Below are 11,842 nucleotides of genomic sequence, written 5' to 3' on the forward strand. Positions count from 1 at the left end.
CTCATCGTCCCTTCTCGGGGAGGGCGAACACATCGGCGTGCACCGTCACGGGCACGACACCCTCGCCGCGCTGGTCCTTGTATCGGTCGACGGCGCCGTCGATGACGGCCTGGAGCTGGGCGACCACGTCGGCCGCCTGCGCCGCCGTGAGGTGGATGGTCGCGGTCGTGATCATCGCGCTGTCGTCCCACACGCCGTTCTCGCGCAGGCTCGCCCCCACATAGTCCATGAGCTGCTGGTGACGCCGGTTGAGGAACTCCGTCAGCACGACCTGTGTCGCCGCGCGGCCCGCGGGGGTCTTCACCGCCTCGGGGCTGCCGATCTGCACGCCGCCGCGAGGCCGTTCCCACCAGCGCTCGCGCGCGGTTCCCTGACCTTCGACCTCTCGGATGAGGTCATGCTTCGCGAGTGCGCGCAGGTGATAGCTGGTGGCGCCGGAGGACTCCCCCGTCATCGCCGCGAGGGTGCTCGCCGTCTGCGGGCCGTATTGCGAGAGCAGATCGTAGATCTCGACCCGCAACGGGTGAGCGAGGGCCCGAAGTGCGCCGCCGTCGAGCACCCGCTGTTCGCGGGTCGTCGGGAGCGGGATCTCGTTCGTCATGTCGCAAAGATACCTTTGCACGTACTACTTTGCAAACGTTGCTTTGCATCGACGCATCCGGACACTCGGGCAGGGCGCTCGGCACACCACGCGACGTACGATCGAGGAATGGATCTCGGCATCACCGACCGCGTGGCCCTCGTCGTCGGCGGCACCGGCTACCTCGGGCGTCACATCGCCACGACCCTCGCCGCGGAGGGCGCCGTGGTCGTCACCGCCGGCCGATCGGGTGGCGATGTCACGATCGACGGCCAGGATGAGGCATCCGTCGTCGCCGGCGTCGACGAGGTGATCGCCGGGCACGGGCGGATCGACATCCTCGTGGTCACCGCCGCGCCCGCGGCGCAGACCCTCGACCCGGCGGACGCGTTCTCCCCCGCGGCCGTCGCGACCGCGGTCGATGCCAAGTCGCTCGTCTTCCTGCGGCTCGCGAACGCGGTACTCCCGCACATGCGCGCCCGCGGGTCCGGCCGCATCATCGGCATCGCCGGGCAGCTCGCCCGCTCGTCCACGAGCGTCGTCGCCTCGGTGCGCAACGCGGCGCTGATCCTCGCGGCGAAGGCCCTCGCCGACAGCGTGGCCGGCACCGGCGTCACCGTCAACGTCGTGAACCCCGGAAACGTGTTCGACGACGAGCACCCGGTGCCCGCGATCGGTCCCGGACCCTCGACTCCCGAGCAGATCGCCGCACTCGTCGCCTACCTCTCCTCGGAGCCCGCGGCCGCCGTCTCGGGCGCGTCGATCGCCACCGGACACACGTTCCGCGGCGTGTCGGCCCTCTGAACCGAGCGGATGCCGCGGCGTAGGCTGGCGGGATGAGCGCGACCTCCCGCCATCCCCTGCTCGACCGTTCCGTGCTGCCGTACGAGCTGCCGGACTACGCCGCGATCGCCGTCGCGGACTACCTGCCGGCGTTCGACGCGGGATTCGCGCAACAGCGCGCCGAGGTCGCCGCCATCACCGCGAACCCCGAGCCGCCGACCTTCGAGAACACGCTCGGGGCCCTCGAGCGCAGCGGCGATCTGCTCGGCCGCGTCTCCCGCACGTTTTACACGGTGAGCTCCGCCGACGGCACGCCGGAGGTCCAGGAGATCGAGGAGACCGTCGCCCCGCTGAGCTCGGCCCACTCCGACGCGATCACCCTCGATCCCGCGCTGTTCGCCCGTATCGCCGCGCTGTACGAGGCCCGCGACGAGCTCGACCTCACCCCCGAGCAGCGCTACCTCGTCGAACGGCGCTACACGGTGATGTCGCACGCTGGCGCGGCGCTCGACGACGACGCCAAGCAGACCCTCCGCGATCTCAACGCCCGCCTGTCGGTGCTGACCACCACGTTCGAGCGACACCTGCTGGCCGACACCAACGAGCTCGCCCTGCACGTGACGGATGCCGCAGACCTCGCCGGCCTCGCCGACAGCGACCTCGCCGCCGCGGCCCGGGCCGCCGCCGACCGCGGGCTCGACGGATATCTGGTGTCGCTGACGTTGTTCACCGGTCATCCGTACCTGTCACGGCTCACCTCCCGCCGCACGCGCGAGCGTCTGCTGGCCGCCTCCCGGTCGCGCGGTATCCGTGGCGGCGAGCACGACAACCGCGACGTGCTCCTCGAGATCGTGCGGCTGCGCGCGCAGCGTGCCGAGCTGCTCGGATACCCGTCGCACGCGGCCTACGTGACGTCCGACCAGACGGCCGGTTCCCCGGAGGCGGTGCGGGAGATGCTGTTCCGCCTCGCCGCTCCGGCCGCGCGCAACGCCCGCGTCGAGGCCGACGCGCTGCAGCAGATCGTGAACGAGACCGAGGCGGCTCCGTTCGAGATCGAGGCCCACGACTGGGCGTACTACACCGAGAAGGTGAGGGCCGCGACGCTCGACCTCGACACCGCCGCCCTGCGGCCGTGGTTCGAGGCGGAACGGGTACTCACCGAGGGCGTGTTCGCCGCGGCATCCGCCCTCTACGGTCTGGGCTTCGCCGAACGGACCGATCTCGCGGGCTACCACCCCGACGTGCGGGTGTTCGAGGTGTCGGATGCCGACGGCTCACCGTTCGGCCTGTTCGTCTTCGATCTCTACACGCGCGACACCAAGCGCGGCGGCGCGTGGATGAACTCGATCGTCACCGAGTCAGCGCTGCGCGGCACCGGACCGGTCGTGGTCAACAACCTCAACGTCGTGAAGCCGGCCGACGGCCCGACGCTGCTGACGCTCGACGAGGTCACGACGCTCTTCCACGAATTCGGGCACGCTCTGCATGGCCTCCTCGCGCGCGTCACCTATCCGTCGTTCGCGGGCACAGCCGTCTATCGTGACTTCGTCGAGTTCCCGAGCCAGGTCAACGAGATGTGGATCTACTGGCCCGAGGTGCTCGCGCGCTACGCGCGTCATCACGAGACGGGAGAGCCGCTGCCTGCCGATGTCGTCTCACGCCTCACGGGGTCGCAGGCGTTCAACGAGGGCTTCGCCACCAGCGAATACCTCGCGGCCGCCTGGCTCGACCAGGCTTGGCATTCCCTCTCGGCCGCAGAGGCGGCGGCGGTGACCGACGTGGCGGCGTTCGAACGGGCTGCCCTCGCCGAGATCGGTCTCGACAACCCGCTGGTGCCGACGCGCTACTCGTCGACCTACTTCGCCCACGTGTTCTCCGGCGGCTACAGCGCCGGCTACTACTCCTACATCTGGAGCGAGGTGCTCGACGCCGACACGGTCGAGTGGTTCACCGAGAACGGCGGACTCACGAGGGAGAACGGCGACCGGTTCCGCAGCAGGCTGCTCGGCGTCGGCGGCTCGAAGGATCCGCTCGAGGCGTACCGCGACTTCCGCGGGCGCGACGCCGAGGTGGCGCCGCTGCTCGCGCGGCGCGGACTCACCGGATGACGTCGAAGACCTGCTTCTGGATGCCATTGCCGTAGGCCTCGTGCTCGACCAGGGCGAGCTTGGTGAGGTCGCGGTCAGAGCCGCTGAAGAGTCGCAGGCCCGCACCCAGCAGCACCGGGAACACGAGCAGGTGGTAGCGGTCGACAAGGTCGGCGTCTTCGAGCGATGCAACGAGGGTCGCGCTGCCGTGCACGATGATGGGGGCGCCGTCACCCTGCTTGAGCGCAGCGACGTCGTCGAGCGAGCGCAGCACCGTGGCCGGCCATCGGTCGTCGCCGTCAGCGAGGGTCGTCGAGACGACGTAGCGCGGCATGGCGTTGTACCCGGCGAACTCCTGTGTCATCGTCGGCCAGACCGGAGCGAACGCCTCGTAGCTTCGACGGCCGAGGAGCATCGCTCCGGCCTCCTCCTGCTCGCGGCCCTTGAGCTCGTATGCAGCGGGGTCGAACGCCACTGACGAGAAGGTCCAGCCGGCGTTGCGGTAGCCCGCTTCGCCGCCGGGGGCCTCGACGACGCCGTCGACGGACACGAACGAGGTGACGATGAGCTGACGCATGCGGTCAGCCTACGGGGTGGATGCCCCGCCCCACCGCCCCGCGCTCAGGCTGTCTTGCGCTTCTGGCGCAACACGACGGTCGGGGCCGCACCCTCTTCGACGGCGGCGCGGGTGACGATCACCTTGGCCACGTCGTCGGAGGACGGGATCTCGAACATGATGGGGCCGAGCACATCCTCGAGGATCGCGCGAAGTCCGCGCGCGCCCGTCTTTCGCGAGACCGCCAGCTCGGCGACCGCCTCGAGCGCGTCGCGCTCGAATCCGAGCTCGACGTCGTCGAGCGCGAACATGCGCTGATACTGCTTCACGAGTGCGTTCTTCGGCTCGGTGAGGATCTCGATGAGCGCGTCGCGGTCGAGCGGGGACACCGAGGCGACCACGGGGAGACGGCCGATGAACTCCGGGATGAGCCCGAACTTGTGGAGGTCTTCGGGGAGCACCTCGCTGAAGTAGTCGGGGGCCTCGTCCTTGCGCTGCAGCGGGGCGCCGAAGCCCACACCGTGCTTGCCGATGCGCGAGGAGATGATGTCTTCGAGCCCCGCGAACGCGCCCGCCACGATGAACAGCACGTTCGTCGTGTCGATCTGGATGAACTCCTGGTGCGGATGCTTGCGCCCGCCCTGCGGCGGAACCGAGGCGACGGTGCCCTCGAGGATCTTCAGCAGCGCCTGCTGGACTCCCTCGCCCGAGACGTCGCGGGTGATCGAGGGGTTCTCGGCCTTGCGGGCGATCTTGTCGACCTCGTCGATGTAGATGATGCCCGTCTCGGCTCGCTTCGTGTCGAAGTCGGCGGCCTGCAGCAGCTTGAGGAGGATGTTCTCGACATCTTCTCCGACGTAGCCCGCCTCCGTGAGTGCGGTCGCATCGGCGACCGCGAACGGCACATTCAGCCGCTTCGCGAGCGTCTGCGCCAGGTAGGTCTTGCCGCAGCCCGTCGGCCCGAGCATGAGGATGTTGCTCTTGGCGATGTCGACCTCGTCGGCCTTCTGCTCGGCCGGGAGCAGGGACTGCTGGGCGCGCACGCGCTTGTAGTGGTTGTAGACCGCGACCGCCAGAGCGCGTTTCGCCGTCTCCTGGCCGACGACGTACTCCTCGAGGAACGCGAAGATCTCCCGCGGCTTCGGCAGGTCGAACTCGGCGACCTCGCCCGAGCCCTGCTCGGCCATGCGCTCTTCGATGATCTCGTTGCAGAGCTCGACGCACTCGTCGCAGATGTAGACGCCGGGGCCGGCGATCAGCTGCTGCACCTGCTTCTGGCTCTTTCCGCAGAACGAGCACTTGAAGAGGTCGGAACTCTCCCCGATGCGTGCCATGCTGCCCCTCCTGTTCGGCCTCGCGACGATGCGGTTCGAGCCTAACCGAGCAGGCCGACATCGTCGCGTATTGTCCCCCGGTTCGCGGCGCGCCGCGGCTGTGAGCACGAACGCCCCGCACCGGGGAGGTACGGGGCGTTCGCGGCATCCGCTCAGCTGGTGAGAGCCGCCGGGACGCGCTTGCGGGTCGTGAGCACCTGGTCGACCAGGCCGTACTCGAGCGCCTCCTGCGCGGAGAGGATCTTGTCGCGGTCAATGTCCTTGTGCACCTCTTCGATCGTGCGGTTGGTGTGGCGCGCCATGGTCTCCTCGAGCCAGGTGCGCATGCGCAGGATCTCGGCCGCCTGGATCTCGATGTCGGACGCCTGGCCGTGCCCCGACTCGCCGACGGCGGGCTGGTGCATCAGGATGCGGGCGTTCGGCAGGGCGAGACGCTTGCCGGGTGCGCCGGCCGCGAGCAGCACCGACGCCGCGGACGCGGCCTGGCCGAGCACGACCGTCTGGATCTGCGGCGACACGTACTGCATGGTGTCGTAGATCGCGGTCATGGCCGTGAACGAGCCGCCGGGCGAGTTGATGTACATGATGATGTCGCGGTCGGGGTCCTGGCTCTCGAGCACGAGGAGCTGGGCCATGACGTCATCGGCCGACGCGTCGTCGACCTGCACGCCGAGGAAGATCACGCGGTCTTCGAACAGCTTGTTGTAGGGGTCCTGGCGCTTGAAGCCGTAGGCGGTGCGCTCTTCGAACTGGGGAAGGATGTAGCGGCTGGACGGCATCGGGAAGCCCTGCGGCACGCCATGCATGGGGGTGTTCATTCGACTGCTCCTGAAAGTGTGTGCCGGTGGTCAGTTCTCGGTGCCGCCGCCGCCGATGACGTCGGTGGCCGATTCGCGGATGTGGTCGACGAACCCGTATTCCAGCGCCTCCTGCGCGGTGAACCACCGGTCGCGGTCACCGTCGGCGTTGACCTGCTCGACGGTCTTGCCGGTCTGGCTGGCGGTGATCTCGGCGAGGCGCTTCTTCATGTCGAGGATGAGCTGCGCCTGCGTCTGGATGTCGCTCGCGGTGCCGCCGAAGCCGCCGTGCGGCTGGTGGAGCAGCACACGGGCGTTCGGGGTGATGTAGCGCTTGCCCTTGGTGCCGGCGGTGAGCAGCAGCTGACCCATCGACGCGGCCATGCCGATGCCGACGGTGACGATGTCGTTCGGCACGAACTGCATCGTGTCGTAGATCGCCATGCCGGCCGTGATCGAGCCGCCGGGAGAGTTGATGTAGAGGTAGATGTCCTTCTGCGAGTCCTCGGCCGCGAGCAGCAGGATCTTGGCGCAGATTTCGTTGGCGTTCTCGTCGCGCACCTCTGAGCCGAGCCAGATGATGCGGTCCTTCAACAGCCTGTCGAAGACGCTTTGTGCGACAAGGGGTTCAGCCATGAGTGCTCCTGTTTCGGTTGCGTGAGAACGACACTACCGGCGGCGTTTCGGCGCCCCGCCCGTGTTCGCCGTCGGCAGATCAGGGCGTGGGATCGGCCAGTTCGCGGGCGTATCCGGTGACCGACCGGGTGTACTGGGGCAGGTGCGGCGCGAGGGCCTGGAGGGCGATGGATGCCGCGGCCCGCCCCCGTCCCGCGGACGCGAGCGCCAGCGCATAGAACGCCGCGGCGGCATCGTGGAGAGGCGTCCCCGCGCTGCGCGCGTATTCGGCCTCGAGCAGGGCGAGCGCCTCGTCGACGCGACCGAGGTTGCGGATCGTGCTCGCGTACTGGATCGTCGCGCGCGTGCGGCGCTCCTCATCGAGGCCGCCGGCGAGGGCGGCGCGGTAGAGCGGCTCCGCCTCCTCTTCGAGCCCGGCGGAGTCCCGCGCCCCGGCACGCTCGAACAGTGCGACGGGGTCATCCGCCCCTCGCTCGGACGCGAGGGCGTCGATCGCCGCGATGACGTCGGTCTCCGACAGGGTCGCGTCGTCCCACACCGCATCCACGCGGGCCTGCCAGTCGTCGTCTGTCATGCGCATGCTCCGGGTACGCGAGAGGGGCGGATGCCGCGGCATCCGCCCCTCTCGATCGTGTCTGCTTACTCGGCGGTCTTCTTGGCCGCGGGCTTGCGGGCAGGCTTCTTCTTGGGAGCCTCCTCGACCTCGGCGGCGGCGTCGGCGATCTCTTCGGCCTCGGCGACGACGTCCTCCTCGGCGGCGACCTCGTCGGCGACGGCGACGAAGCCGGACAGGTCGACGGGCTTGCCGTCGGTGTCGACCACGTTGACGCGGCCGAGAGCCACGGCGAGAGCCTTGTTGCGGGCGACCTCACCGATCATCAGCGGCAGCTGGCCGCCCTGCTGGAGTGCCTCGATGAAGTCCTGCGGGGCCATGCCGTACTGGGCGGCCGACTGCACGATGTACTGGGTCAGCTCGTCCTGCGAGACCTGCACCTCCTGCTGCTCGACCAGCTTGTCGAGCAGCACCTGGGTGCGGAACTGGCGCTCGCTCGACTCTGTCACCTCGGCGCGGTGCACGTCGTCCTCGAGACGGCCTTCGCCCTCGAGGTGATTGTGCACCTCCTCCTCGATGAGCTGGGGCGGAACCGGGATCTCGACCTGCTCGAGAAGCGTCTCGACGAGCTTGTCCCGCGCGGCGGCGCCCTGCGAGAAGGTCGACTGCTGGTCGACGCGGTCCTTCAGCGACTCGCGCAGCTCGGCGATGGTGTCGAACTCGCTCGCGATCTGCGCGAAGTCGTCGTCGGCGTCGGGAAGCTCGCGCTCCTTGACGGCGGTGACGGAGACGGAGACCTCGGCCTCCTCGCCGGCGTGGTCGCCGCCGACGAGCTTCGAGCGGAACGTGGTGTCCTCACCGGCGGTGAGCGACTCGATCGCCTCGTCGATGCCCTCGAGCAGCTCGCCCGAGCCGACCTCGTAGGAGACGCCCTTGGCCTCGTCGATCTTCGCGCCCGCGATGGTCGCGATCAGGTCGAGCTCGACGAAGTCGCCCGTCTTGGCGGGACGCTCGACGGTGACGAGCGTGCCGAAGCGCGAACGCAGGCGGTCCAGCTCCTCGTCGATCGCCGACTCGTCGGTGGCGACGGCGTCGACAGTGATGGTGATGCCCTCGTAGGCGGGGATCTCGACGTCGGGACGCACGTCGACCTCGACCTCGACCTTCAGCTCGCCGGAGAAGTCGGCGATCTCGGGGAGCTCGACGATGTCGGCGCTCGGACGGCCGATGACCTTCACGTCGTGGGCGCTGACGGCCTCACGGTAGAAGCCGTCGAGACCCTCGTTGACGGCGTGCTCGAGCACGGCGCCGCGACCGATGCGCTGGTCGATGATCGGGGCCGGGACCTTGCCCTTGCGGAAACCGGGGATCTGCACGTCCTGCGCGATGTGCTCGTACGCGTGCGCGATCGACGGCTTGAGCTCGTCGGGCGAAACCGTGATGTGGAGCTTCACGCGAGTGGGCGTGAGCTGCTCGACGGTGCTGGTGACCATGCCTTACATTTCTCCTCTGATGTGCGCGTGGCGCGCTGACCGAAGTCTCGTGGGATGGGCCGACGTGTCGGGGCGACAGGATTTGAACCTGCGACTTCCCGCTCCCAAAGCGGGCGCTCTACCAAGCTGAGCTACGCCCCGGGCGGGTGCGCACGCGGAGGTGCGCCGAAGGCCCCTGGAAGTCTAGCCGACACCCTGTCGATTCGCGGCGGCCGTGGCATCCATGTATAGACTCGTGCATGCTGCGGCTCCGGCCGCTGCGGGGGTGTAGCTCAATGGTAGAGTCTCAGTCTTCCAAACTGATTGCGCGGGTTCGATTCCCGTCACCCCCTCCATCAGTGGCCTGACCGGCCGTTCTCTCCGCCTCAGATCGGGGTCGCTCCGGTGTGCGTGCGACAGTGCTCGAGGTAGACGGCGGCGTTGCGCAGCAGTCCGGCCTTCTCGTCGTCGCTCAGTTCACGCCGCACCTTCGCCGGCACGCCGGCGACGAGCGAGCCGGGTGGCACGATCGTTCCGCCGAGCACCAGCGCTCCCCCGGCGACGAGCGATCCGGCACCGATCACCGCTCCCGACAGCACGACGGCGCCCATGCCGATGAGGCTGCCGTTCTCGATCGTGCAGCCGTGCACAACGGCGTTGTGGCCGACCGAGACGTCCTCACCGATGACGACCGGGGAGCCCGCGTCGACGTGCACCGAGACGTTGTCCTGCAGGTTGCTGCGATCCCCGACGGTGATCGGGGCGCTGTCAGCGCGCAGCACCGCGTTGTACCAGACGCTGGCCCGGTCACCGAGAGTCACCGCCCCGACGATCCGTGCGCCTGAGGCGACGAACGCCGTCTCTGCGAGGTGAGGGGCGCGCTCCGGGAGCGCGAGGACGGCGGCGTCGGCGGCAATGCTCATGCCGCGACTCTACGAGGACTTCGCCGCTATCGCCTTCTCGAGTGCCGCCTCGTATTCGGGCTTCAGCGTGTCGACCCAGGTGACCGTCAGATGGTCCTGGTCGCGGTAGACGTTCGCACCACCGATGACGGGCGAGCAGGTCGTCGCGGTGCAGTACACATCGGTGAAGTCCAGCAAGGTCACGAGGTTCTGACCGGATGCCGCGTCCCGCACCGGATCGTTCGGATCCAGCAGGTCGGCACGCGCTCCCGTGCACGCACTCTCGGACCGGGTGCGCAGGCACTTGTTCGGGTCGGTCTCCCACGCCGGATTGTCGACGGCGGTGATGACCGGGATGCCGCGCGATGTCAGGCTCTGCCACGCCTGTTGGTAGCCGGCGACCGCGGCGGCGTGCACCGAGGGATAGCTGCCCTTCGCATAGGGGGTGGAGGCGAGCGACGCCGTGTACACGGCTGCGAACGAGGACGACGAGAGATCCTTCGTCACCGCCTCACGCCACGCCGTACACGCGTCTCCGAACGCACCGGGCGTCGACAGCGGTGTCGTGCTCAACGGACACGCGCCCTTGAGGTACGTGACCAGATGCCACCCCTTCTCCTCCGCGATCCGCTTGAAGGTCGGCAGAAGTTGATAGGCGTGACTGTCGCCGACGAGCGCGACGCGCGGTGCGGACGGGTCCGTCGAGCCGAAGTCGCATACGGCCGGCACCGAGTCGGTCAGCTCGAGGAAGCACGAGGCATCCGCCGGCGCATCGGCGCCCGCGAAACCCGGGGCCGGCAGGATCGTGCCCAGGTTCGCCGTCGGGGAGCACGAGGCATCCAGCACCGACTGCGCCCCGAAGCACGACGGCGGATTGTCGCGCAGCTGGGCGAGAGCGGCGACGCCCTGGTTGTAGGCGGGGGCATTGATCGCCCAGCCACCGACCGCCACCGCACCGACGACGACCATCGCGGCGAGGGATGTCCACAGCGAGAACGCGCCCCGACGCACCGTCAGCACCTTCCACCGGCGCGCCGGGTCCTCGACGAAGCGCTTGGTGAGCCAGGCGAGGATCACGCAGATCGCCAGCAGCGCGAGGCGGTGGTAGATGGACAGCCCCCAGAACGGAACCGACGGGGCGATGATGATGAGCGGCCAGTGCCAGAGGTAGAGCGAGTAGGAGATGTCTCCGACGAACCGCATCGGACGGACGCCGAGGATGCGCGTCGGGTACCACCACCGTCGAGTGTTGGATGCCGCGATGATCGCCGCCGAGCCAAGAGCCGGAACGAGCGCGGCGTAGCCGGGGAACAGCGTCTGGCCGTCGAAGCGGAACGCCGCCCACCCGAGCGCGATCACCCCGCCCCAGCCGAGCACGAAGCTCACGACGGGTTGACGTACCTGCAGCGCGGGGACGAGCGCGATGAGGGCACCGAGCCCGAATTCCCACATGCGCCCGAACGTCACGAAGTAGGCCGGGGCCGGGTCGGCGAGGGTGAGAACGATGCCAAAGATCAACGAGGCGATCGTGACGAGCACGACCATGATCATCACCGAGCGGCGGGTGCGCACGAGCGCGCGACGGGTGCGGCCGCGCAGGAGCTTCACGCCGATCCACGCCGCAAGGAGGATGAGGAGCGGCCAGAGCACGTAGAACTGCTCTTCGAGGGACAACGACCAGTAGTGCTGAACGGTCGTCGGGTCGCTGGTGTGGTTGAGGTACTCCGCCGAGGTGGCCGCGAGATACCAGTTCTCGACGTAGAACGTCGAGGCCACGATCTCCTTCACCTCGCGCTGGATCGACGAGATGGGCGTCAGGTAGGGCGACGACACCACGATCGCGCAGAACAGCAGCACGAGCAGAGCCGCAGGGAGCAGCCGTCGGGCACGTCGAGCCCAGAACTCGCGCAGCTTCACCCGACCCGTCTGCTCGAGTTCGCGCATGAGGTGCCCGGTGATGAGGAACCCTGAGATCACGAAGAAGACGTCGACACCGATGTATCCGCCGGTGATACGCCCGGGCCAGAAGTGATAGAGCACGACCAGCGCGACCGCGATCGCCCGGAGGCCCTGCACGTGGGGGATGAAGCGTGTCGAGCGATCCTGCACCCCTTGACCGTAGTCGCTCGGGCGCCGAACGCC

At 68.8% G+C, this 11,842-nt stretch carries 11 protein-coding genes and 2 tRNA genes; 3 read left to right on the forward strand and 10 right to left on the reverse strand.

The window, feature by feature from the left end:
- Position 1 precedes the first annotated feature (1 nt).
- A complete protein-coding gene (locus tag FFS51_RS01685) occupies positions 2 to 601 on the reverse strand; it encodes a winged helix-turn-helix domain-containing protein (RefSeq protein ID WP_137877309.1) in 600 nt (199 codons plus the stop codon).
- Between the two features lie 108 nt (positions 602 to 709).
- Between FFS51_RS01685 and FFS51_RS01690 the strand changes: the two genes are divergently transcribed.
- Together FFS51_RS01690 and FFS51_RS01695 are read left to right on the forward strand one after the other, a co-directional pair.
- Positions 710 to 1,384 carry an SDR family NAD(P)-dependent oxidoreductase gene (locus FFS51_RS01690; RefSeq protein WP_137877310.1) on the forward strand — a complete coding sequence of 225 codons (675 nt, stop codon included), beginning with the start codon at positions 710 to 712 and terminating at the stop codon, positions 1,382 to 1,384.
- 32 nt (positions 1,385 to 1,416) lie between these two features.
- Positions 1,417 to 3,471, forward strand: coding sequence for a M3 family metallopeptidase (locus FFS51_RS01695; RefSeq protein WP_137877311.1), 2,055 nt, complete (start codon positions 1,417 to 1,419; stop codon positions 3,469 to 3,471).
- Here the strand turns inward: FFS51_RS01695 and FFS51_RS01700 are convergent.
- From FFS51_RS01700 to FFS51_RS01730, 7 genes are all read right to left on the reverse strand, one after another.
- The gene (locus tag FFS51_RS01700; RefSeq protein WP_045248378.1) at positions 3,461 to 4,027 is read right to left on the reverse strand and encodes a dihydrofolate reductase family protein; all 567 of its coding nucleotides are present in this window, start codon (positions 4,025 to 4,027) and stop codon (positions 3,461 to 3,463) included. The genes FFS51_RS01695 and FFS51_RS01700 overlap by 11 nt on opposite strands.
- A gap of 44 nt (positions 4,028 to 4,071) precedes the next feature.
- The gene (gene clpX, locus FFS51_RS01705; protein WP_137877312.1) at positions 4,072 to 5,340 is read right to left on the reverse strand and encodes an ATP-dependent Clp protease ATP-binding subunit ClpX; all 1,269 of its coding nucleotides are present in this window, start codon (positions 5,338 to 5,340) and stop codon (positions 4,072 to 4,074) included.
- 152 nt (positions 5,341 to 5,492) lie between these two features.
- Positions 5,493 to 6,158 carry an ATP-dependent Clp protease proteolytic subunit gene (locus FFS51_RS01710; RefSeq protein WP_056208662.1) on the reverse strand — a complete coding sequence of 222 codons (666 nt, stop codon included), beginning with the start codon at positions 6,156 to 6,158 and terminating at the stop codon, positions 5,493 to 5,495.
- A gap of 30 nt (positions 6,159 to 6,188) precedes the next feature.
- Entirely contained in the window at positions 6,189 to 6,773 is a 585-nt protein-coding gene (locus FFS51_RS01715) for an ATP-dependent Clp protease proteolytic subunit (protein ID WP_056208659.1), read from the reverse strand.
- A 79-nt stretch (positions 6,774 to 6,852) separates the two neighbouring features.
- Complete coding sequence (locus tag FFS51_RS01720; protein WP_137877313.1) at positions 6,853 to 7,347, reverse strand: tetratricopeptide repeat protein; 495 nt, start codon at positions 7,345 to 7,347, stop codon at positions 6,853 to 6,855.
- Positions 7,348 to 7,412: 65 nt separating this feature from the next.
- A complete protein-coding gene (gene tig / locus FFS51_RS01725; RefSeq protein ID WP_137877314.1) occupies positions 7,413 to 8,819 on the reverse strand; it encodes a trigger factor in 1,407 nt (468 codons plus the stop codon).
- A 67-nt stretch (positions 8,820 to 8,886) separates the two neighbouring features.
- Positions 8,887 to 8,960: transfer RNA gene (locus tag FFS51_RS01730), tRNA-Pro, on the reverse strand.
- Between the two features lie 120 nt (positions 8,961 to 9,080).
- Between FFS51_RS01730 and FFS51_RS01735 the strand changes: the two genes are divergently transcribed.
- Positions 9,081 to 9,154 (forward strand) — tRNA-Gly (locus FFS51_RS01735).
- 30 nt (positions 9,155 to 9,184) lie between these two features.
- Here FFS51_RS01735 and FFS51_RS01740 read toward each other — a convergent pair.
- On the reverse strand, positions 9,185 to 9,721 hold the full coding sequence (locus tag FFS51_RS01740; protein ID WP_137877315.1) for a gamma carbonic anhydrase family protein: 537 nt from the start codon (positions 9,719 to 9,721) through the stop codon (positions 9,185 to 9,187).
- Between the two features lie 9 nt (positions 9,722 to 9,730).
- On the reverse strand, positions 9,731 to 11,809 hold the full coding sequence (locus FFS51_RS01745) for an acyltransferase family protein (protein WP_249352621.1): 2,079 nt from the start codon (positions 11,807 to 11,809) through the stop codon (positions 9,731 to 9,733).
- Positions 11,810 to 11,842 lie beyond the last annotated feature (33 nt).

This window comes from Microbacterium sp. 4NA327F11 (assembly GCF_005503465.1).
GTDB classification, from domain to species: domain Bacteria; phylum Actinomycetota; class Actinomycetes; order Actinomycetales; family Microbacteriaceae; genus Microbacterium; species Microbacterium ginsengisoli.

Excerpts from the sequence above, each read along its gene's own strand:
- FFS51_RS01685 (WP_137877309.1), bottom strand. The coding sequence starts at position 601 with ATGACGAACGAGATCCCGCTCCCGACGACCCGCGAACAGCGGGTGCTC.
- FFS51_RS01690 (WP_137877310.1), top strand. The coding sequence starts at position 710 with ATGGATCTCGGCATCACCGACCGCGTGGCCCTCGTCGTCGGCGGCACC.
- FFS51_RS01695 (WP_137877311.1), top strand. The coding sequence starts at position 1,417 with ATGAGCGCGACCTCCCGCCATCCCCTGCTCGACCGTTCCGTGCTGCCG.
- FFS51_RS01700 (WP_045248378.1), bottom strand. The coding sequence starts at position 4,027 with ATGCGTCAGCTCATCGTCACCTCGTTCGTGTCCGTCGACGGCGTCGTC.
- clpX (WP_137877312.1), bottom strand. The coding sequence starts at position 5,340 with ATGGCACGCATCGGGGAGAGTTCCGACCTCTTCAAGTGCTCGTTCTGC.
- FFS51_RS01710 (WP_056208662.1), bottom strand. The coding sequence starts at position 6,158 with ATGAACACCCCCATGCATGGCGTGCCGCAGGGCTTCCCGATGCCGTCC.
- FFS51_RS01715 (WP_056208659.1), bottom strand. The coding sequence starts at position 6,773 with ATGGCTGAACCCCTTGTCGCACAAAGCGTCTTCGACAGGCTGTTGAAG.
- FFS51_RS01720 (WP_137877313.1), bottom strand. The coding sequence starts at position 7,347 with ATGACAGACGACGACTGGCAGGCCCGCGTGGATGCGGTGTGGGACGAC.
- tig (WP_137877314.1), bottom strand. The coding sequence starts at position 8,819 with ATGGTCACCAGCACCGTCGAGCAGCTCACGCCCACTCGCGTGAAGCTC.
- FFS51_RS01740 (WP_137877315.1), bottom strand. The coding sequence starts at position 9,721 with ATGAGCATTGCCGCCGACGCCGCCGTCCTCGCGCTCCCGGAGCGCGCC.